Annotated in this window: 19 protein-coding genes; 11 read left to right on the forward strand and 8 right to left on the reverse strand. The window is 60.0% G+C overall.

What is annotated here, in order from left to right; all coding sequences use genetic code 11:
• Nucleotides 1-50: 50 nt before the first annotated feature.
• From B3229_RS07130 to B3229_RS07145, 4 genes are all read right to left on the reverse strand, one after another.
• A complete protein-coding gene (locus tag B3229_RS07130; RefSeq protein ID WP_286870208.1) occupies nt 51-2,006 on the reverse strand; it encodes an acyltransferase family protein in 1,956 nt (651 codons plus the stop codon).
• Between the two features lie 437 nt (nt 2,007-2,443).
• On the reverse strand, nt 2,444-3,259 hold the full coding sequence (locus B3229_RS07135; RefSeq protein ID WP_286870209.1) for an inositol monophosphatase family protein: 816 nt from the start codon (nt 3,257-3,259) through the stop codon (nt 2,444-2,446).
• Between the two features lie 184 nt (nt 3,260-3,443).
• On the reverse strand, nt 3,444-4,694 hold the full coding sequence (locus B3229_RS07140; RefSeq protein ID WP_286870210.1) for a mechanosensitive ion channel family protein: 1,251 nt from the start codon (nt 4,692-4,694) through the stop codon (nt 3,444-3,446).
• An 87-nt stretch (nt 4,695-4,781) separates the two neighbouring features.
• Complete coding sequence (locus tag B3229_RS07145) at nt 4,782-5,363, reverse strand: ACP phosphodiesterase (protein ID WP_286870211.1); 582 nt, start codon at nt 5,361-5,363, stop codon at nt 4,782-4,784.
• Between the two features lie 105 nt (nt 5,364-5,468).
• Between B3229_RS07145 and queA the strand changes: the two genes are divergently transcribed.
• From queA to secF, 5 genes are all read left to right on the forward strand, one after another.
• Nucleotides 5,469-6,539, forward strand: a complete 1,071-nt coding sequence (queA, locus tag B3229_RS07150) for a tRNA preQ1(34) S-adenosylmethionine ribosyltransferase-isomerase QueA (protein ID WP_286870212.1) — start codon at nt 5,469-5,471, stop codon at nt 6,537-6,539.
• A 76-nt stretch (nt 6,540-6,615) separates the two neighbouring features.
• Nucleotides 6,616-7,740, forward strand: coding sequence for a tRNA guanosine(34) transglycosylase Tgt (tgt, locus tag B3229_RS07155; protein ID WP_033752742.1), 1,125 nt, complete (start codon nt 6,616-6,618; stop codon nt 7,738-7,740).
• Between the two features lie 25 nt (nt 7,741-7,765).
• Nucleotides 7,766-8,098 (forward strand): preprotein translocase subunit YajC, encoded by a 333-nt coding sequence (yajC, locus tag B3229_RS07160; RefSeq protein ID WP_033752741.1) that lies wholly within the window; start codon nt 7,766-7,768, stop codon nt 8,096-8,098.
• 25 nt (nt 8,099-8,123) lie between these two features.
• Nucleotides 8,124-9,971 carry a protein translocase subunit SecD gene (secD, locus tag B3229_RS07165; RefSeq protein ID WP_071997378.1) on the forward strand — a complete coding sequence of 616 codons (1,848 nt, stop codon included), beginning with the start codon at nt 8,124-8,126 and terminating at the stop codon, nt 9,969-9,971.
• A gap of 10 nt (nt 9,972-9,981) precedes the next feature.
• On the forward strand, nt 9,982-10,950 hold the full coding sequence (gene secF / locus B3229_RS07170) for a protein translocase subunit SecF (RefSeq protein WP_286870213.1): 969 nt from the start codon (nt 9,982-9,984) through the stop codon (nt 10,948-10,950).
• 62 nt (nt 10,951-11,012) lie between these two features.
• On the opposite strand, the gene B3229_RS07175 is transcribed toward secF, so the two are convergent.
• A complete protein-coding gene (locus B3229_RS07175) occupies nt 11,013-11,576 on the reverse strand; it encodes a DUF3251 domain-containing protein (RefSeq protein ID WP_286870214.1) in 564 nt (187 codons plus the stop codon).
• 17 nt (nt 11,577-11,593) lie between these two features.
• Nucleotides 11,594-12,031, reverse strand: a complete 438-nt coding sequence (lysM, locus tag B3229_RS07180; protein ID WP_033752737.1) for a peptidoglycan-binding protein LysM — start codon at nt 12,029-12,031, stop codon at nt 11,594-11,596.
• Between the two features lie 178 nt (nt 12,032-12,209).
• On the opposite strand from lysM, the gene nrdR reads away from it, so the two are divergent.
• The 6 genes from nrdR to pgpA all read left to right on the forward strand — a co-directional run bounded on the left by nrdR (nt 12,210) and on the right by pgpA (nt 16,273).
• Complete coding sequence (gene nrdR / locus B3229_RS07185; RefSeq protein ID WP_033788790.1) at nt 12,210-12,659, forward strand: transcriptional regulator NrdR; 450 nt, start codon at nt 12,210-12,212, stop codon at nt 12,657-12,659.
• Between the two features lie 2 nt (nt 12,660-12,661).
• A complete protein-coding gene (gene ribD / locus B3229_RS07190) occupies nt 12,662-13,762 on the forward strand; it encodes a bifunctional diaminohydroxyphosphoribosylaminopyrimidine deaminase/5-amino-6-(5-phosphoribosylamino)uracil reductase RibD (protein ID WP_193390080.1) in 1,101 nt (366 codons plus the stop codon).
• Nucleotides 13,763-13,851: 89 nt separating this feature from the next.
• Nucleotides 13,852-14,322 carry a 6,7-dimethyl-8-ribityllumazine synthase gene (ribE, locus tag B3229_RS07195; protein ID WP_033752735.1) on the forward strand — a complete coding sequence of 157 codons (471 nt, stop codon included), beginning with the start codon at nt 13,852-13,854 and terminating at the stop codon, nt 14,320-14,322.
• 19 nt (nt 14,323-14,341) lie between these two features.
• Nucleotides 14,342-14,761 carry a transcription antitermination factor NusB gene (gene nusB, locus B3229_RS07200; RefSeq protein ID WP_033752734.1) on the forward strand — a complete coding sequence of 140 codons (420 nt, stop codon included), beginning with the start codon at nt 14,342-14,344 and terminating at the stop codon, nt 14,759-14,761.
• Nucleotides 14,762-14,811: 50 nt separating this feature from the next.
• Nucleotides 14,812-15,789: a thiamine-phosphate kinase gene (thiL, locus tag B3229_RS07205; protein WP_286870215.1), complete on the forward strand. Its 978-nt coding sequence runs from the start codon at nt 14,812-14,814 to the stop codon at nt 15,787-15,789.
• 25 nt (nt 15,790-15,814) lie between these two features.
• Nucleotides 15,815-16,273 carry a phosphatidylglycerophosphatase A gene (gene pgpA / locus B3229_RS07210; RefSeq protein WP_376747219.1) on the forward strand — a complete coding sequence of 153 codons (459 nt, stop codon included), beginning with the start codon at nt 15,815-15,817 and terminating at the stop codon, nt 16,271-16,273.
• A 180-nt stretch (nt 16,274-16,453) separates the two neighbouring features.
• Here the strand turns inward: pgpA and B3229_RS07215 are convergent, their stop codons facing one another.
• Both B3229_RS07215 and dxs read right to left on the reverse strand, forming a co-directional pair.
• Nucleotides 16,454-17,428: an aldo/keto reductase gene (locus B3229_RS07215; RefSeq protein ID WP_277268711.1), complete on the reverse strand. Its 975-nt coding sequence runs from the start codon at nt 17,426-17,428 to the stop codon at nt 16,454-16,456.
• Between the two features lie 56 nt (nt 17,429-17,484).
• Entirely contained in the window at nt 17,485-19,350 is a 1,866-nt protein-coding gene (dxs, locus tag B3229_RS07220) for a 1-deoxy-D-xylulose-5-phosphate synthase (RefSeq protein ID WP_286870217.1), read from the reverse strand.
• Nucleotides 19,351-19,356: the final 6 nt, after the last annotated feature.

Genomic DNA, 19,356 nt, shown 5'->3' on the forward strand with positions numbered 1-19,356 from the left:
CGCAAGAGATTGCGCGGGCCGTTTTGTTTTATGGCGCAGGGTCAAAGGCGCTACCAGCGGCTGCCCAGCGCGATCTCCACGCCCTGTGGACTCAGATGGCTATCGTCGTAATAGAGCGGCAGACCCTGCCAGGTCACCAGACAGCCGCTGCGGTTGCATAAATTTTCCTGTAACGACACCACGCGCACGTCGCGCTGCTCGTAGCCGCGCAGCAGCCGCGTCACGTCCGCTTCCGGCAGCGAATAGCGCCGGGTGCGAGCGTTCTGCGTCGGCAGGGGTTTCCAGTCGCTCAGCCACTGGCTCAGCTCGCGGCGCAGCGGCATGTTGCGGTTGTTGCTGTAGCGCAGGGGATCCAGCGACAGCAGCGGCGCATCCTCGATCAATACTACCTTTTTGCCCGCCTGGCGCAGCTGGGCGATAACCCCGTCCATACCCTGTTTCAGCGCGCTGAGGTTATCTCTGTCGGGATGATGAGTGTCGCGGTAGCCTGCGCCGGGCAGCGTTTCGATTCCGGCCGCCCAGGAAGCGGCGATGACCACCTCGTCGATGCGCGGACTGACCAGCTCTTTCATGACGGCGGCGTTGAACGCCGCGCACTGGCTGGCGTGCGCCGGCTGCTGGTAGAGCGCGCGCGTGACCCCCGCCGCCAGCAGCGGGCAGGTGGCTTTCGTGAGCTGAAAGAGCGGCTTATCCTGCGCCTCGGCGTAGCGCGCCACGGCGCTGCGCATTGCCGCCGCATGGCTGTCGCCGACCAGCGCGATGCCGGGACGCGACCGCTCAGGCTGACAGCGCGCGCTGGCCGAAGGCAGGTCAGCGCCGTTGGCGACCAGGCAGGGATCGGCCTGAGCGTCGATTTTGTAGGCTTCGCTGCTGACCACCTTATCATTGACGCGCCAGGGAAGGCCGCCGCTGCTCCACAGGCCGACCATCGCAGCGGCGGCGACGCCTGAGATCAGACAATAGATGGGGATAACCGCGCGCGGCTCTCTGGCCGGGCGACGGAAAGGCTGCTCGACGTAGCGCCACGACAGCCAGGCGACGCCGAGCGCTATCGCGCTGATGCTTAGCCCCTGATTGACGCTGACCGGGCCGTCGCTGCAGATGCGCGCCAGCGCCAGCAGCGGCCAGTGCCACAGGTACCAGGAGTAAGAGATTTTGCCGATAAAGCGCATCGGCGCATTTTCCAGCGCCAGGCGGCTGATTGTGCTGCGCGCCGCAATCAGCAGGCAGGCCGCCAGCACCGGCAGCAGCGCCTGGTCGCCGGGAAACCCCTCGCCGTTGTTGAGCCGGCGCGCGCAAAAGGCGATCAGCGCCAGTCCGGCCAGCGTGAAGAGGTTGGCCCACAGGCCGCCGATCGGCCGCGGTCTCCACAGCGCCAGCAGCACGCCCGCGCCCAGCTCCCAGCCGCGCGTCGGCAGCAGGTAGAAGGCCTGCGAGCTGTTTTGCGGCGTTAGCCAGATGCAGCCCGCCAGCGACAGCAGGCTCAGCAGCGCCACCACGGCGAATAATAAGACGCGTTTTCTGGCGGCCAGCAGCATGATAATCGGCAGCACAAGATAGAACTGCTCTTCAATGCCGAGCGACCAGGTGATCAGCAGCGGATTTAAATCTGCCGGTGCGCTGAAATAATCCGCGCCTTTTAGCAGAATAATATTGGGCACCGAAAGAAAGACGCCAAAGCTGTATTTCGCCAGCTGGCTATATTCCAGCGGCGAAAGCAGGAAATAGCCGATAAACAGCAGGCCGAATAGCATGGTCAGCAGCGCCGGCGCGATGCGGCGAATACGGCGCACGGCGAAGCGATAGAGCGAAAACTGGCCGGCAGCGTAGTCGCGGTAGAGCGCGCCGCCGATAAGAAAGCCTGAAATAACAAAGAAGAGGTCGACGCCGACGTAGCCGCCGGGCAGAGGGCTGACGCCCGCGTGAAACAGAACAACCAGCAAGATCGCCACTGCGCGCAGGCCGTCGATATCCGCGCGATAATCCTGTGATGAGAGCGTTTTCATTATCGGATTCCCCGAGTATCGACAAAGGTATTTAACACCGCTGATGTCGTTGGCGCCGCCCATAAAGAAATCGGCGAATCCAGTCGCCGAATTAAGCAAAAGACAAAATAAAAAATAATGATAAAGGGATGATTGACGCCTTTATTTTAAGTCAAAAAAAGGCGGGGAAATCATGTCGGCGCGAATATAGAAAAGTTCGCAGTGGCGCTGAAAAAACAGTGCAGCGGCGGTTAAGGATAAAAGGGCGATAGATTAGGCAGGCTAAAGGCAGATAAGGAAGGGAAGGCGCAGACGCGGAGAGCGTGGCTCGAAGGGCAAGCACGCCGCGCGCTGGCCCGTTACCGGGCCGAGCGCGCAGGGGGATGATGGACTGTGCGATCGCGCCATACTCTCCGCGCTATAGATGATTGCGCCGCCTGTATAAAGGCGTGTCTGGCTCAGGTTTCTTTAATCGCGTCAGGGCCGAGCAGCGCGTTGATTTGCGCATAAATAGCCGGGTTGGCCAGCAGCACCGGATTGCCGTTTTTCAGGCCATTGTTGGCGAGATAGTTGTTGGTGACGCCGCCCGCTTCGCGCATCAGCACGATGCCCGGCAGGCTGTCCCAGGGATTCATGTGCGCTTCGTAATAGCCGATCAGACGGCCCGCCGCCGCCCAGGCGGTGGTGAGCGCGCCGGAACCGATGCGAACGAACATGCCGCCCTCGGCAAGCAGGCCCTGAATGAATGCGGCGGTCTGTTCCGCCGGCGCGCGGCTGGAGTTGCTTAATCCCAGCACCCCCTCGCTGAGATGCTGCGCGCCGTGCGCCTGCAGGCGCGTTTCGTTGACCCAGGCGCCGCGGCCCGCGCGGGCGTGAAACAGCTCCTGATGGTTCGGATCGCAAATCACGCCGATCAGCGCTTCGCCGTCGCACAAGACGGCAAGGGAAACGCACCAGTTATGCAGGCCGTTAAGGAAGCAGGCTGTGCCGTCGATGGGATCCACCACCCACGCCCAGCGCGCGCCCTCGACCTCGCCGCCGCTCTCTTCTCCCAGCACCGCATCGTCCGGGAAGCGTTCGGCGATCAGGGTTTTAATCAGCTCTTCGACGTTGCGGTCCGCCTCGCTGACCACATCCTGTAAATCCCGCTTGTGTTCCACCACCAGCTGCTGGCGCTGCTGATACCAGGCGTAGGCGCGGCTGGCCGCCGCGCGGGCGATTTCACAGGCATAGTGGTAACGCGCGTCTGTTTCGGTTTGCGAAGCGGATGACATCCTTTCCCTCTTATGATTTTGAATCCAGCGAAATGCTATAGCCGCCTCAGATGGCAGCTGGCTCAGTCATGCTCGTTAGCATAGATAAGAAAGGCTTCATTAAGCCGCAAATAAAAATCGCTTTCAAGGAAGGTGAGATCCGTCCGCACGCTTTATTTGCCGCGCGGACGGAAGCAAGAAAGGATTATTCGCTGATTCTGCCAATCTGACGCATATCGTTTCCGGTAGGCGACTGATGGACACGCAGGCCAAAGGCAGGCAGGACGGCAAAGACATGATCAAAAATATCGGACTGAATATTCTCATACTCCAGCCAGACTGTAGTATTGGTAAAGGCGTAAATCTCGACGGGAAGGCCGCTTTCGCCCGGCGCCAGCTGACGTACCATTAGCGTCATCCCTTTGTGAATATGAGGATGCGCGCGCAGCCAGCTCTCTAACCAGGCGCGGAACGTGCCGATGTTAGTCAGGCGACGGCCGTTTAGCGGCGTCGTAAGATCGCACGTTAACTGCGCGTTGTAGTTTGCAACCTCCTGGCTTTTACTCTCCAGATAAGGTGACAGCAGCTCCGCGCACTTCAACGTTTCCAGCTCCGCTTCAGTCAGAAAATGGATACTGGTGGTATCAATATTAATGCAGCGCTTGATGCGGCGTCCGCCCGACTCCGACATGCCGCGCCAGTTTTTGAATGAGTCAGAGATCAGCGTGTAGGTCGGAATGGTAACAATAGTGTTATCCCAGTTGCGCACTTTCACCGTGGTCAGACTGATGTCGATAACTGAGCCGTCAGCCCCATATTTAGGCATCTCCAGCCAGTCGTTCACCTTAAGCATATTGTTGGCCGAGAGCTGGATGCCCGCCACCAGGCCCAGTATCGGATCTTTAAAAACCAGCATCAGCACGGCGGTCATCGCACCCAGGCTGGTGATGAGCACACTGGGCGACTTCCCGAGCAGTAGCGATATGATCATGATGGCGATCAGAACGGCGGCAATCAGCTTTACGCTCTGCACGATGCCGCGTACCGGCATTTGCTGCGCCAGCGCGCTACTGGCGCTCAGGCGCTGCAGCATATCGAGCAGTGAAAAGAAAATCAGCAGCGAGAAGATCATTAGCCAGACCTGAATCGCAATCATTATCAGGCTATAAAACGGCGTGCTGCTGTGCAGAAAAAGCTCGATTTGCAGCTTAAACAGCACGCCCTGCATCAGCCAGACGACACGATCGAAGAGGTAGCTATCCAGCAGCGCTTTCGGCCACTGCCGTGAGCTGGCGTTAGCGTGACGGCGCAGCATCGGCAGCAGGCCGCGATGCAAAATAAAATGGATAATAACGGCAGTTAAAATAATAAATGCAATGACGATCAGAAGCGCAACGGTATGGGTATATTGCGTGAGGCCAGCCTGGATCAGCCAGTCTGCGATAAGGTGCTGCATAAACATTCCCTGTTATTAATTAAAACATTACGCCAGTAAAAGCATAGAATTCCGCAAGGCTATCCATGCCTGGCGGTCACTATTTGACTATAACTTGCCTTCATTCGCAAGGGCCATCAGGCGCGGGTAGAAGCGGAAAAAGAGCGTTTCCAGCTGGTCGTAGTGGTCGATGAAATCCTGATAGGAGTCGCGCAGCGCGGCGAGACGCGGCCGCCGCTGGGCCATGCCGCTGAGCACGCGCGCCATGCGCGCCGGATCGGCGTAGTGCTCGAACCAGCGTTCGCGCCACATCACCGCATTTAGCGCCTGAAAGCTCTCCGGCGTGCCCGCCATCTGCGGCACCACGCGCTGTTCGGCAAAGCGCGAGAAGGCTGCCAGCGTGACCTCAGGATGGATGGTCGCCCAGTGGCGGGCGAGAAAGTGATCCCACACCACGTCAAGCGTAATGGGCGCGACGCGGCGCGTTTCCGGACGAAACAGCGGGCGCGCCTCCTGCACTTCCGGCAGGGCGTCGGTCATTGCATCGAGCCGGCGGTGCATCAGAATGCCGTCGGCAACCGGCGTCGGCCACTGTTCGTGCGGGTTTCCGCGCACGAAATCCGCCAGCAGGTTGCCGAGCAGCGAGCTTTCGGCGAGATGAGCGAGGTGAAGATGGGCAAGAAAGTTCATGCCGCATTATAGCCAGAAGTGCGAACGTGCAGCCAGTTGTTCAGAATTGGCCGCTTTTCCGCTAAACTGTGCCGCCTGTTTTTATGCCTGAGTAAGAAGTTAGCCATGCGTGTCGCCGATTTTACTTTTGAGTTGCCTGAATCTCTTATCGCCCACTATCCGCAGGCGCAGCGCAGCGGTTGTCGCCTGCTGTCGCTGGACGGTCCGAGCGGGCAGCTGACGCACGGGGTCTTTACCGACGTGCTGGAGAAGCTGAATCCCGGCGATCTGCTGGTGTTCAACAATACGCGGGTGATCCCGGCGCGCGTTTACGGCCGGAAGGCGAGCGGCGGCAAAATCGAAATGCTGGTGGAGCGCATGCTGGACGACAAGCGCGTGCTGGCGCACGTGCGCGCCTCTAAGGCGCCGAAGCCTGGCGCAGAGCTGCTGCTGGGCGACGACGAGAGCGTGAAGGCGACGATGGTGGCGCGTCACGACGCCCTGTTCGAGATTGCGTTCGAAGACGACCGCGCGGTGCTGGATATTCTCAACAGCGTTGGCCATATGCCGCTGCCGCCCTATATCGACCGTCCTGACGAAGAGGCGGATCGCGAGCTTTATCAGACCGTCTACAGCGCGCGTCCTGGCGCCGTGGCGGCGCCGACCGCCGGACTGCACTTCGACGAGCCGCTGCTGGCGGCGCTGCGCGAAAAGGGCGTCGAGATGGCGTTCGTGACGCTGCACGTCGGCGCGGGCACCTTTCAGCCGGTGCGCGTCGACAGCATCGAAGAGCATGTCATGCACTCCGAATATGCCGAAGTGCCGCAGGAGGTGGTCGACGCGGTGCTGGCGTGCAAAGCGCGCGGCAATAAAGTGGTCGCCGTCGGCACCACCTCGGTGCGCTCGCTGGAGAGCGCGGCGCAGGCAAGCCAGCAAGCGCTGATTACGCCCTTCTTCGACGACACCCAGATCTTTATCTATCCTGGCTACCAGTATCAGGTGATCGACGCGCTGATCACCAATTTCCACCTGCCGGAATCGACCCTGATTATGCTGGTGTCGGCCTTTGCCGGCTATCAGCACACCATGGCAGCCTATCAGGCCGCTGTGGCGGAACAATATCGCTTTTTCAGCTATGGCGACGCGATGTTCATTACGAAAAATCCGCAGGCACCGCACGAGAAAGTCGGCGCCTGATGACGTCCGGTTTACGGCGGCGCCGTAAACTGCTTGTTTAACCATCGCATCAGACTGTTTCTCTGATGGAGGCTTTGTGAAGTTTGAACTCGACACTACCGACGGGCGCGCGCGCCGTGGCCGTCTGATTTTCGATCGCGGCGTGGTGGAAACCCCGGCGTTTATGCCGGTGGGCACCTACGGCACGGTTAAGGGCATGACGCCGGAAGAGGTTCAGGAAACCGGCGCGCAGATTATCCTCGGCAATACCTTCCATCTCTGGCTGCGTCCTGGCCAGGAGATCATGAAGCTGCACGGCGATCTGCATGACTTTATGCAGTGGAAAGGGCCGATTCTGACCGATTCCGGCGGTTTCCAGGTGTTCAGCCTCGGCGATATCCGCAAGATCACCGAAGCGGGCGTTCACTTCCGTAACCCGATCAACGGCGATCCGATCTTCCTCGATCCTGAAAAATCGATGGAGATCCAGTTCGATCTGGGATCGGACATCGTGATGATCTTCGACGAATGTACGCCATACCCAGCGGACTGGGACTACGCGAAGCGCTCGATGGAGATGTCGCTGCGCTGGGCGCGACGCAGTCGCGATCGCTTCGACAGCCTGGGCAACAAGAACGCGCTGTTTGGCATTATCCAGGGCTCTGTTTACGAAGATTTACGTGATGTCTCGGTCAAAGGTCTGGTAGAGATTGGCTTTGATGGGTACGCTGTGGGCGGCCTGGCGGTGGGTGAGCCGAAAGAGGACATGCATCGCATCCTGGAGCACGTTTGTCCGCAGATCCCGCAGGATAAACCTCGTTACCTGATGGGCGTCGGCAAGCCGGAAGACCTGGTGGAAGGCGTACGTCGCGGCATTGATATGTTCGACTGCGTGATGCCGACGCGCAACGCGCGCAACGGCCATCTGTTCGTCACCGACGGCGTGGTGAAAATCCGTAACGCGAAGCATAAAGACGACACCTCGCCGCTGGATGCGGAGTGTGATTGCTACACCTGTCGCAATTACAGCCGCGCCTACTTGCATCATCTTGATCGCTGTAACGAAATACTCGGCGCGCGCCTGAATACCATTCATAACCTGCGCTACTACCAGCGCCTGATGGCGGGTTTACGCCAGGCTATCGAAGAGGGTAAATTGGAGCGCTTTGTTAGCGAGTTCTACCAACGGACGGGCAAAGCGGTTCCGCCGTTAAACGTCTGATAATTCTATCAATGAGGGAAATTAAATGAGCTTTTTCATTTCTGACGCCGTGGCTGCCGCAGGTGCACCGTCGCAGGGAAGTCCGTATTCTCTGGTGATCATGCTGGTGGTGTTTGGCCTGATTTTTTACTTCATGATCCTGCGTCCGCAGCAGAAGCGTGCGAAAGAGCACAAAAAGCTGATGGATTCCATCGCTAAAGGCGACGAAGTGCTGACCAGCGGTGGCCTGGTAGGCCGCGTAACGAAAGTTTCCGACACGGGCTATGTTTCTATCGCCCTGAACGAGACTAACGAAGTGGTTATCAAACGTGATTTCGTGGCTGCCGTCCTGCCGAAAGGTACGATGAAGGCGCTCTAATATTTACTTCCCTAAGGGAACTGCCGTGTTAAATCGTTATCCTTTGTGGAAGTACGTGATGCTGGTCGTCGTCATTCTTGTCGGCCTGCTCTATGCGCTTCCCAACCTGTATGGTGAGGATCCGGCCGTTCAGATCACTGGCGCGCGCGGCGTCGCCGCCAGTGAACAAACGTTGGATCAGATTCAGAACCTGTTAAAACAAGAGAATATCCAGAGCAAATCCCTCGCGCTGGAAAACGGCGCCATTCTGGCACGTTTCCCCAATACGGATGTGCAGCTGCGCGCCCGTGAAGCGATTGTGAATAAGCTTGGCGAGAACTACGTCGTCGCGCTCAACCTTGCGCCGGCTACCCCGCGCTGGCTGAGCATGCTGGCGGCTGAGCCGATGAAGCTCGGTCTGGATCTGCGCGGCGGCGTGCACTTCCTGATGGAAGTGGATATGGACACCGCGCTGGGCAAGCTGCAGGAGCAGAATGCCGATAGCCTGCGCAGCGACCTGCGCGAAAAGAATATCCCCTATACCAACGTCAATAAAATCGCCAACTACGGCGTGGAAATCCGTTTCCGCGACGGCGACAGCCGCGATGCCGCGATTAACTGGCTGAGCGCGCGCCATCGCGACATGGTCATCTCCTCCAGCGGCAGCGACGCGCTGCGCGCGGTGATGAGCGACGCGCGTCTCAGCGAAGCGCGCGAATACGCCGTTCAGCAGAACATCACTATTCTGCGTAACCGCGTCAACCAGCTCGGCGTCGCCGAACCGCTGGTGCAGCGTCAGGGCACCGATCGCATCGTCGTCGAACTGCCGGGCATTCAGGATACCGCACGCGCCAAAGAGATCCTCGGCGCTACCGCGACTCTGGAGTTCCGTCTGGTGAACACCACTGCCGATCCGACCGCCGCCGCCAACGGCCGCGTGCCGGGCGACTCGGAAGTGAAGCAGACGCGTGAGGGTCAGCCGGTTGTGCTCTACAAGCGCGTGATCCTGACCGGTGACCATATCACCGACTCAACGTCCAGCATGGACGAGTACAACCAGCCGCAGGTCAATATCTCCCTGGACGGCGCGGGCGGCAATATCATGTCTAACTTCACCAAGGACAACATCGGCAAGCCGATGGCGACCCTGTTTGTGGAGTACAAAGACAGCGGTAAGAAAGACGCCAACGGTCGCGCAGTGCTGGTGAAACAGGAAGAGGTGATTAACGTCGCCAATATCCAGTCTCGCCTCGGCAACAGCTTCCGCATCACCGGCATCAACAACCCGAACGAAGCGCGTCAGCTCTCGCTGCTGCTGCGTGCGGGCGCGCTGATTGCGCCGATTCAGATCGTGGAAGAGCGCACTATCGGCCCGACCATGGGCGCGCAGAATATCACGCAGGGGCTTGAAGCCTGCCTGTGGGGTCTGATCGCTTCAATTCTGTTTATGGTGGTGTTCTATAAGAAGTTCGGCCTGATCGCCACCAGCGCGCTGCTGTGCAACCTGGTGCTGATTGTCGGCGTCATGTCGCTGCTGCCGGGCGCCACGCTCACCATGCCCGGTATCGCCGGTATCGTGCTGACGCTGGCGGTGGCGGTGGATGCGAACGTACTGATTAACGAGCGTATTAAGGAAGAGCTGAGAAACGGCCGTTCCGTGCAGCAGGCGATTCATGAAGGCTACAAAGGCGCCTTCTCCAGTATCGTCGATGCTAACGTAACCACGCTGATCAAGGTCATCATCCTGTATGCCGTTGGTACAGGTTCAATTAAAGGCTTTGCGATTACCACCGCTATTGGTATCGCCACCTCGATGTTTACCGCGATCGTTGGAACGCGCGCCATCGTGAACCTGGTGTACGGCGGCAAACGCATCAACAAGCTGTCTATCTGAGGAGTGCGTTGTGGCACAGGAATACAATATTGAACAGCTGAACCACGGGCGTAAAGTCGTCGACTTTATGCGCTGGGACACGCTGGCGTTTATTATCTCCGGCCTGCTGATCGTGGCGTCTATCGCCATGGTCTCCGTGCGCGGTTTCAACTGGGGTCTCGATTTTACCGGCGGTACGGTGATCGAGATCGCGCTGGAGAAACCCGCAGAGCTGGATACGCTGCGTGATGGGCTGGAAAAAGCGGGTTATGCCGATCCTATCGTGCAGAACTTCGGCAGCAGCCGCGACGTGATGGTGCGCATGGCGCCCATGGACGGACCGGCCGGCCAGGAGCTGGGCAACAAGATCATTACCATCATCAATCAGACCACCCAGCAGAACGCGACGGTGAAGCGCATTGAGTTCGTCGGCCCGAGCGTGGGCAACGACCTGGCGCAGGCGGGCGCGATGGCGCTGCTGGCGGCGCTGATTGCGATTCTGATCTATATCGGCTTTCGCTTTGAGTGGCGTCTGGCGCTCGGCACCGTGCTGGCGCTGGCGCACGACGTGATCATCACCTGCGGCATTCTGTCGCTGGCGCACATCGAGATCGATCTGACCATCGTCGCCTCGCTGATGTCGGTGATCGGCTACTCGCTCAACGATAAAATCGTGGTATCCGACCGTATTCGTGAGAACTTCCGCAAGATCCGCCGCGGCTCTTCTTACGATATCACCAACGTGTCGCTGACCCAGACGTTGAGCCGCACCTTGATCACCTCGCTCACCACGCTGGCGATGATCCTGATCCTGTTCATCTTCGGCGGCGCGTTGCTGAAAGGCTTCTCGCTGACGATGCTGATCGGCGTCACCATAGGTACCATTTCGTCGATTTATGTCTCTTCCGCGCTGGCGCTGAAGCTGGGCATGAAGCGCGAACATATGCTGGTGCAGAAGGTAGAGAAAGAGGGCGCCGACCAGCCTTCAATCATGCCGTAACGCGCAAGCGTAATAAAAAAACGGGCTGCCATCTGGCAGCCCGTTTTGTTTGGGCGCTTCTTTTACTGCGCGACGGGCGCGGCAGGCGCGTCGCCCACTACGTCATGCACGCGCACAAAACCGAGCTGGTCCGGCGTCAGGCCGCTCAGGCGCAGCGGCACGATAACCGAGGCGCGCGGCAGCAGCGCGGCGGGCACCTCAATCTCCTGGCTCAGGTTGGTGGCGTCCAGCGGCTTGCCCGTCGCCGGATCGCGCTCGCCCCATACCACGCGCGCGCGCAACGCCGGAACGGGCTGGCTGTCGGTGGCGCTGATGGTCAGGTTAGCGCGCGCGCCATTGGCTTCCGCCGCGACGCGCGTCAGCGAGAGGCGCAGCTTGCCGAGCTGGGTTTGCAGCTCGACCGGCGTGTTAGCCTGCGGCACCAGCCAGGCACCTTGCGTCGAGTTGCTGTTAAGCTGCCCCTGGATTTCGATGGCGCTCGCCTGAGTGGTGAGGTGGCGCATCTGCTGATTCAGCTGGCTTACTTCCTGATGCAGCTGAGTCACTTTGGGGCTGACGGGCGTCGAGCTACAGCCGCTTAACAGCGCCATCGCACACGCCAGCGGCGCCCAAACCGTCCTGATCATAAAGCCTTCCTTGTCCGTTATTTAGGAATACGTAATACCTGGCCCGGGTAGATTTTGTCAGGGTGGGTCAGCATCGGCTTGTTGGCTTCGAAAATCTTATTGTATTCGTTAGGGTTGCCGTAAACCGCTTTCGAAATTGCGCTCAGCGTGTCGCCTTTTTTCACGGTGTAGAATTCCGCTTCCGGCGCGCCGTCGGCTGTTTTGACCTGGTCGTCGACTTTGGTGATGCCTGCGACGTTGCCGGCCGCCACCAAAATTTTCTCTTTCAGCTCCTGAGAAATACCATCTCCGCTCACCGTTACGGTGTCGCCGTTGACCGCTACGTTTACTTTGTCGCTGTCAGGTAAGCCCAGCTTGTCGATGTGCTCTTTCAGCTTTTTGCTGGCATCATCATGGCCGGATACCGCGTCCCACAGTTTTTCGCCTGCCTCTTTCACAAAGTTAAACAAACCCATATATATCCTCCAGATTGTCATGGTGTAGGCCGTCTTTCTGACGACATCAGTAAGCATAGACACTTTCTCGCGACGTCTCCTGCCGAATGGCAAAAGAGGAAAGGCACGCTAATACATTTTGTTGACATGCCATTCGCGCTACACTGTGTGGCCCATTTGTTTAGCGTCAGGAAAGGTCATGCACTGCCCATTTTGCTCTGCTGTGGACACTAAAGTCATTGATTCACGTCTGGTTAGTGAAGGATCGTCCGTGCGGCGCCGCCGGCAGTGTCTGGTGTGCCATGAGCGCTTCACCACCTTTGAGGTGGCGGAGCTGGTGATGCCGCGGGTAGTGAAAAGTAATGACGTGCGCGAACCCTTTAATGAAGACAAGCTCAGCAGCGGCATGATGAAGGCGCTGGAGAAGCGCCCGGTCAGCGCCGATGCGGTGGAAAGCGCGGTAAACCATATCAAAACCCAGCTGCGCGCCACCGGCGAGCGGGAGATTCCCAGCAAGCTGATCGGCAATCTGGTGATGGATGAGCTGAAGAAGCTCGATAAGGTCGCCTATATTCGTTTCGCCTCGGTCTACCGCAGCTTTGAAGATATTCGCGATTTCGGTGCGGAGATCGCCAGGTTACAGGATTGATTATGGATGAACGCTATATGGCGCGCGCGCTGGAGCTGGCGCGGCGCGGACGCTTTACCACGACGCCCAATCCCAACGTGGGCTGCGTTATTGTACGCGACGGCGAGATCGTCGGCGAAGGCTGGCATCAGCGCGCCGGCGAGCCGCACGCCGAGGTGCACGCGCTTCGCATGGCGGGCGACAGGGCGCGCGGCGCCACCGCCTACGTCACGCTCGAGCCGTGCAGCCACCACGGCCGCACGCCGCCCTGCTGCGACGCGCTGATCGCCGCCGGCGTCAGCCGCGTGGTCGCGGCGATGCAGGATCCTAATCCGCAGGTCGCCGGACGCGGACTTTACCGCCTGCAGCAGGCGGGCGTCGCAGTCAGCCATGGGCTGATGATGGCGGAAGCGGAAGCGCTCAATCGCGGCTTTCTGAAGCGCATGCGCACCGGTTTTCCGTTTGTTCAGCTCAAGCTCGGCGCCTCGCTGGATGGCCGCACCGCCATGGCGAGCGGCGAAAGCCAGTGGATTACTTCGGCCGCTGCGCGTCGCGACGTGCAGCGTCTGCGGGCGCAGAGCTCAGCGATCCTCAGCAGCAGCGCCACCGTGCTGGCGGACGATCCGTCGCTGACGGTGCGCTGGGCAGAGCTCGATAGCGAATCGCAGTCGCTGCTGAACGAAGCAGAGCTGCGGCAGCCGCTGCGCGTCATTGTCGACAGCCGCAATCGGGTGACGCCGCAGCACAAACTCATTGCCCAGCCGGGCGAAACCTGGCTGATGCGCGCCGCGCCGGACCAGCAGGTCTGGCCAGAGAGCGTGACGCAGATCGCCGTGCCGCCGCGCGGCGAGCAGCTCGACCTGGTGGCGCTGATGATGCTGCTGGGCAAACAGCAGGTGAACAGCCTGTGGGTCGAAGCGGGCGCGTCGCTGGCCGGCGCGCTGCTGCAGACGGGCGTGGTGGATGAGCTGATCGTCTATATGGCGCCGAGGCTGCTCGGCGACGCCGCGCGCGGCCTGTGCCAGCTGCCCGGCTTAGCGCAACTGGCCGATGCGCCGGCCTTTTCATTTAGCGACGTGCGCCAGGTCGGCCCCGATCTGCGCCTGACGCTGACGCCGCGCTGACCGCGGCGGAAAAGCGAGAGCACGCCGCCAAAGAGTGTGATAGAATCCGCCCCCCTGCGGGGCCATAACAAAACCCTGAAAGGATAAGTATGAAAGTTATCGAAGCTGCTGTTGCCACGCCTGAGGCCAATGTCGCCATCGTTATTGCGCGTTTTAACAACTTCATCAACGACAGCCTGCTGCACGGCGCGATCGATGCCCTGAAGCGTATCGGTCAGGTGAAAGATGAAAACATCACCGTCGTCTGGGTTCCAGGCGCATACGAACTGCCGCTGGCAGCCCGCGCGCTGGCGAACAGCGGTAAGCACGACGCCATCGTGGCGCTGGGCACCGTGATTCGCGGCGGCACCGCCCACTTTGAATATGTTGCCGGCGAAGCCAGCTCCGGTATCGCTAACGTCGCGATGACCAGCGAAATCCCGGTAACTTTCGGCGTGTTGACCACGGAAAATATCGAGCAGGCTATTGAGCGTGCCGGTACCAAAGCGGGTAACAAAGGCGCCGAAGCGGCCCTGACCGCACTCGAAATGATTAACGTATTGAAAGCCATCAAAGCCTGATTTTTGTAAGGGGAATTTTGTGAAACCTGCTGCTCGTCGCCGCGCCCGCGAGTGCGCTGTCCAGGCGCTCTACTCCTGGCAGTTGTCTAAAAACGACATTGCCGATGTGGAATACCAGTTTCTGGCGGAACAGGACGTCAAAGACGTCGACATTACCTATTTCCGCGAACTGCTGTCCGGTGTGGCGACCAACAGCGCGTATCTGGATGGGCTGATGAAACCTTACCTGTCGCGCCAGCTTGAAGAGCTGGGCCAGGTAGAAAAAGCAATCCTGCGTATTTCGCTGTATGAACTGAGCAAGCGCGCTGATGTGCCCTACAAAGTGGCGATCAACGAAGGTATCGAGCTGGCGAAAGTATTTGGCGCCGAAGATAGCCATAAGTTCGTCAATGGCGTGCTGGATAAAGCCGCTCCACAAATCAGACCCAATCGCAAATAAAGAAAAGGCCAGCTTGCTGGCCTTTTTTCATCAGTAAGCGGAACGCAACCATGTCCTGTGGCGAATTCGAACTCATCGCACGCTATTTCAATCGCAGAACCCGCAGCCGCCGCGACGTCGAGACCGGCATCGGCGACGACTGCGCGCTGATGAGCGTGCCGGAGAAACAGACGCTGGCAATCAGCACCGATACGCTGGTGGCGGGCGTCCACTTTTTACGCGATATCCATCCTGCCGATCTCGGCTATAAAGCGCTGGCGGTTAACCTTAGCGATCTGGCGGCCATGGGTGCCGATCCGGCGTGGCTGACGCTGGCGCTGACGCTGCCGGAGGTCGACGAAGAGTGGCTGAAAGCCTTTAGCGAAAGCCTGTTTGAGCTGCTGGAATATTACGATATGCAGCTGGTGGGCGGCGATACCACGCGCGGCCCGCTGAGCATGACGCTCGGCATCCACGGCCTGGTGCCGCAGGGTCGCGCGCTGAAGCGCTCGGGCGCGAAGCCGGGCGACTGGATCTACGTGACCGGCACGCTGGGCGACAGCGCTGCGGGCCTGTCGCTGCTGCAGCATCGTCATCGCATTAACGATCCGGCGGTGCATGAGGCGCTGATTAAGCGCCATCTGCGGCCGATGCCGCGCATCCTGCAGGGCCAGGCGCTGCGTTCGCTCGCCTCGGCGGCGATCGATCTCTCCGACGGCCTGATTTCCGATCTCGGCCATATTCTCAAGGCCAGCGGCTGCGGCGCGCGGCTGAATCTGGAGGCGCTGCCGCTGTCGCCTGCGCTGCGCGACCATTTCGAGCCTGAGCAGGTGCTGCGCTGGGCGCTGAGCGGCGGCGAGGATTATGAGCTCTGCTTTACGGTACCGGAGATGAACCGCGGCGCGCTCGACGTAGCGCTGGGCCCCCCTGGCGTGCCCTTTACCTGCATCGGGCAGATGATGCCGGAAGCGGAAGGGCTGACGCTGCTGGAGCACGGCAAACCAGTTACCTTCAGCCATAAGGGATTTGATCATTTTGACGCGAAATAAGGATGTGGCGAAGGGCCGCCTGCGCATGAGCAATCCCTGGCATCTGCTCGCCACCGGTTTCGGCAGCGGGTTGAGTCCTTATGTGCCGGGCACCATGGGGTCGCTGGCGGCGATCCCATTCTGGTGGCTGATGGCGCGGCTGCCGCAGGACCTCTATTCGCTGATCGTGCTGTTGGGCATTAGCATTGGCGTCTATATCTGCCACCGCACCGCCAAAGATATGGGCGTGCACGATCACGGCAGCATCGTCTGGGATGAGTTTATCGGCATGTGGATTACGCTGATGGCGATTCCGACGAATAGCTGGCAGTGGGTGCTGGCCGGTTTTGTGGTGTTCCGCATTTTCGATATGTGGAAGCCATGGCCGATCCGCTGGTTCGATCGCAACGTGCACGGCGGCATGGGGATTATGGTGGATGACATTATCGCCGGCGTGATCTCTGCGGCGCTGCTCTATGCGGCAGGGGTGTGGCTGGCGGCCTGACTTTTGCTGGCGCGTGCTGAAACCCTTTTCAGCGCGCACTCTATTCCTACAAGCGGGCGGCATGGGCAGAAGAGCAAAGCGTCCCGCGCCAGGGATGGCGCGGGCCGAGCGTGCAGGGATGCCTTGAGCGACTTTGCGATCTGGCCATGCCGCCCGTGTAGGCACTTGATTCGCAGGCTACTATTCGAAGCCTACTACTGGATGGGGCTGATAAACCGTCTCCAGCTCGGTAATCTCCTCAGCACTCAGTTCCACCTCAACCGCTTTCACCAGGTCCGCCAGCTGCTCGGCGCGCGAGGCGCCGATAATCGGCGCGGTCACGGCCGGCTTATGCAGCAGCCAGGCGAGCGCCACCTGCGCGCGGCTCACCCCTTTACGTGCCGCAATCGCCTCGACGCGCTGCGCGATGGCCGCATCATTCTCTTCCGTAGCATGATAAAGGGTTTTGCCATACTCGTCCGAGGCTGTACGCGCCGTGGCTTCGCCCCATGGACGCGTCAGCCTGCCGCGCGCCAGCGGACTCCACGGCAGCACGGCGATATTTTCCGCCTGACAGAGCGGGTGCATCTCGCGCTCCTCTTCGCGCTGAATCAGGTTGTACTGATCCTGCATGCTGACGAACGGCGCCCAGCCGTGCTGCCGCTGGGTATAAACCGCTTTGGCGAACTGCCACGCATACATAGAAGAGGCGCCGATATAGCGTGCCTTGCCCGCCTTCACCACGTCGCTCAGCGCTTCCAGCGTCTCTTCCAGCGGCGTCTCATAATCCCAGCGGTGAATTTGCAGCAGGTCGACATACTCCATGTCCAGACGGCGCAGGCTGTCGTCGATCGACTGCATAATATTTTTGCGCGACAGGCCCTGCGACAGATTGCTGAGCGGGAAGTAAACCTTGGTGGCGACCACAATCTCCTCGCGACGCGCGAAAGCCTTCAGCGCGCGGCCGACGATCTCTTCGCTGCTGCCGTCGGAATAGCTGTTTGCGGTATCGAAAAAGTTAATGCCGGCCTCCAGCGCCTGCTGGATCAGCGGACGGCTGCTCGCTTCCGGCAGCGTCCAGGCGTGGCGACCGCGGTCCGGCTCGCCAAAAGTCATGCAGCCAAGGCAGAGACGGGAAACCTGAAGGTCGGTGTTGCCTAACGGGGTGGTTTTCATGAAAGCTCCTGCTATGCATTAAACCATCAAGCATAGCAGGAGAGGAGGGCAGGGGATTACTGCGCGAGCCAGTCGCGGATTTGCTGCTGAATGCCTTGCGCGTCCAGCTGGTAATCGTGACGCACTTCATCCTGAGTGCCCTGCGGAATAAACTCATCCGGCAGGCCGAGGTTAAGCACCGAGACACGCAGGCGCTTCGCCATCACCGTCTCGTTGACGCCGCTGCCCGCGCCGCCTTTAATCGCGCCTTCTTCCAGCGTCACCAGCGATTCGTGACGCTGCGCCAGCTCGGCGATCAGCGCCTCATCCAGCGGCTTAACGAAGCGCATATCCACCAGCGTGGCGTTAAGCGCTTCCGCCGCTTCCGCTGCCGCTGGCAGCAGCGTGCCGAAGTTCAGGATCGCCAGCTTCTCGCCCTGACGCTTCACTACGCCTTTGCCCAGCGGCAGACTCTGCAGCGGCGTCAGCTCGACGCCGACCGCATTGCCGCGCGGATAGCGTACCGCGCTCGGTCCGTCCTGATAGTGATAGCCGGTATAGAGCATCTGACGACATTCGTTCTCGTCGCTCGGCGTCATAATCACCATTTCCGGCACGCAGCGCAGAAACGCGAGGTCGAACGCGCCCTGATGCGTCTGCCCGTCGGCGCCGACGATGCCGCCGCGATCGATGGCGAACATCACCGGCAGCTTCTGGATCGCCACGTCGTGGATCACCTGATCGTAGGCGCGCTGCAGAAAGGTCGAATAGATCGCGACGATCGGCTTATAGCCGCCGACCGCCATGCCTGCGGCGAACGTCACCGCATGCTGCTCGGCGATCGCCACGTCGAAATAATGTGCCGGATAGCGTCGCGAAAACTCCACCATGCCGGAGCCTTCGCGCATCGCAGGGGTGATCGCCATCAGCTTAGGATCGTCCTGCGCCATTTCGCACAGCCAGCTGCCGAAAATTTTGGAGTAGCTCGGCAAACCTTCGGCGCTCTTGGGCAGCGCGCCGCTGGCGGGATCGAACTTCGGCACCGCGTGCCAGGCGATCGGATCCTGTTCCGCCGGCGCGTAGCCTTTGCCCTTTTTGGTCATGATATGCAGGAACTGCGGCCCTTTCAGGCTGCGCATATTCTTCAGCGTCGTCACCAGCGTCAGCACGTCGTGACCGTCCACCGGGCCGATATAGTTAAAGCCCAGCTCTTCAAACAGCGTACCCGGCACCACCATGCCTTTCAGGTGCTCTTCGGTGCGTTTCACCAGCTCTTTGATCGGCGGCAGTCCGCCCAGCACGCGCTTGCCCCCTTCGCGCAGGCGCGAGTAGGTTTTGCCGGAAAGGATCTGCGCCAGACGGTTGTTCAGCGCGCCGACGTTCTCCGAAATCGACATCTCGTTGTCGTTGAGGATCACCAGCATATCGGGCTTGATATCGCCCGCGTGGTTCATCGCCTCAAACGCCATGCCGGCGGTAATGGCGCCGTCACCGATAATGCAGGCGGTGCGGCGGCCCAGGCCTTCGCGCTCCGCCGCCGCCGCCATGCCGAGTCCGGCGCTGATGGAAGTAGAGGAGTGGCCGACGCTCAGCACGTCATATTCGCTCTCGCCGCGCCATGGAAAGGGATGCAGGCCGTTTTTCTGGCGAATCGTGCCGATGCGGTCGCGGCGTCCGGTCAGAATTTTATGCGGGTAGGCCTGATGCCCGACGTCCCACACCAGATGATCGAACGGCGTGTTGTAGACGTAATGCAGCGCGACGGTCAGCTCGACGACGCCCAGACCCGAGGCGAAATGGCCGCTGGAGCGGCTTACGCTGTCCAGCAGGTATTGACGAAGCTCGTCGCACAGCGCCGGAAGCGACTCTTTCGGGAGAGAACGCAGCTCCTCAACGGTGCTTGCCTGCGCCAGTGTCGGGTATTTTGCAATATCAAAACTCATCAGAGA

Origin of the sequence: Pantoea sp. UBA5035 (assembly GCF_002415245.1) — a bacterium.
In the GTDB taxonomy this organism is placed as follows: domain Bacteria; phylum Pseudomonadota; class Gammaproteobacteria; order Enterobacterales; family Enterobacteriaceae; genus Pantoea; species Pantoea septica.